The organism is Rhizobacter sp. P3_B12, from assembly GCF_056402895.1.
Genome location: NZ_JBFUGN010001136.1, coordinates 1 through 1,817, shown reverse-complemented (window position 1 = coordinate 1,817; position 1,817 = coordinate 1). Strand labels below are relative to the sequence as shown.

1 protein-coding gene and 1 pseudogene are annotated in these 1,817 nt (G+C 72.0%); one reads left to right on the top strand and one right to left on the bottom strand.

Annotated elements, in window-relative coordinates:
• Positions 1–609, bottom strand: a pseudogene (locus AC1D01_RS33005) (tetratricopeptide repeat protein); the annotation flags it as partial.
• A 110-nt stretch (positions 610–719) separates the two neighbouring features.
• Here AC1D01_RS33005 and mutM point away from each other — a divergent pair.
• A complete protein-coding gene (gene mutM, locus AC1D01_RS33000; protein WP_477873698.1) occupies positions 720–1,553 on the top strand; it encodes a bifunctional DNA-formamidopyrimidine glycosylase/DNA-(apurinic or apyrimidinic site) lyase in 834 nt (277 codons plus the stop codon).
• Positions 1,554–1,817: the final 264 nt, after the last annotated feature.

Below are 1,817 nucleotides of genomic sequence, written 5' to 3'. Positions count from 1 at the left end.
CGTCTCGGGGGCTGCGAGCGACGGTTCGAGCCAGGCCTGCAGCTGGGTGGGGGTCTGGGTGGGGTCGGGGGCGCGGGCAAACAGCCGCGGCAGCGAGGCGATCAACGCGCCACGCTCGGCGACCGGTGTCGCGGCGAGCATTGCGCGGATCGGCTCGTCGGCCTCGGCCTGCCGGTTCAGCGCGATCAGCAGCCGCACCTGGTAGCCCATGGATTCGACCGAATCGGGGATCGCGCTGCGCCAGGCCTGTGCGGCCGCCAGCGCCTGGTCGCCGGCACGCGCCTGCAGCGCGACCTCGGTGGCGCGGCGGAACAGCTCGGGGTCGCGCGTCTTGCGGGCCGCGTCGAGCAGCACCTGGTAGGCGGTGCCGACCTCGCCGGCGCGCAGCTCCATCTCGCCGATCAGCAGTTGGTAGAAGAGCGGCGCGTCGATCGACGAGTTCTCGAAGGGCTCGGACGGCACGCCGCTGGCAGCGTCGGAGGCCGGCGCGGGCAGCGCGTCGTCGGCCTGGGCCAGCAGGTGGGCCTGGGCGCCGGTCATCAGTGCCAGCGCACAGGCCACCGCGAGCGCCGTGCGCGCTGCGTGGGGAACGAGGGAAAGGGCCGGCATGCAATGCTCCTGAAACCGTGGACGATTCTAGGGTCTGGCGAACGACCCTGGAGGTCGGGCGCAAGCCCCCGAAGCCGGTCCGACCCGGGCGCGTCGTGATAATTCCCTCCATGCCAGAACTTCCGGAAGTCGAGGTCACCCGACAGAGCTTTGCCGAGCGCATTGCCGGTGCCCGCGTGACCGCCGTGCGCCTGGGCAAGCCGTTGCGCTGGCCGCTCGGCCACGAGCCGGCGGCACTTGTCKGACAGCGCGTCGGCGACGCGACCCGCCGAGGTAAATATTTGTGGCTGCCGTTGTCGGCCGATGTCGGCGCGGCCGGCTCGGGCGGGCTGCTGATGCACCTGGGCATGTCGGGATCGCTTGCCTTCAGCGACGCGCCCGGGCCGGCCGGCACCCACGACCACTTCGACCTCGCCACCACGCGCGGCACGCTGCGCCTGACCGATCCGCGGCGCTTCGGTGCGGTGGTGTGGTCCGAGGCGCTGGACGGCGGGGCGGCCGGCAAGCTGATCGCCGGCCTCGGGCTCGAGCCCTTCGATCCGGCCTTCACCGGCACCTACCTGCATGCGGCGCTGCAGCGGCGGCGCGTCGCGATCAAGCAGGCGCTGCTCGGCGGCGACATCGTCGTCGGTGCCGGCAACATCTATGCGTGCGAGGCGCTGTTCGCTGCCGGCATCAGCCCGCGGCTGCGCAGCGACCGGCTGAGCCGCCCGCGCGCCGAGCGGCTGGCGGTCGCGGTGCGCGAGACGCTGGCCCGCGCGCTCGCACTGGGCGGCTCGACGCTGCGCGACTTCCGCGATGCCCACGGCATGGCCGGCGCGTTCCAGCAGCACGCCGGCGTCTACGGCCGCGAGGGCGAGCCGTGCACCGTCTGCGCCACGCCGATCCGCCGCATCGTGCAGGGCCAGCGCTCGACCTTCTTCTGCCCGCACTGTCAACGCTGAGCTGTCAACGCCAAGGCCAGGCCTCAATCCCCAAGGAATCGACACTTCGCGCGGGTGGCGGGTGTCGAGATGTTTCGAGGGGAGGGCGCCCGACGGCCTTGCGCTACCATGAATATGCGCCGCGCCTCTTTCCTGCGCCCGCACCTCCATGTCAACTTCCTTTGCTAGCAGCGTCGACGAGCTGGGCCAGTGGCGACAGTCGATCGGGAAACGGCTCGACGAGTTCGGGCGCTTCCTGACCGACAACGACCTGGCCGACCCCGC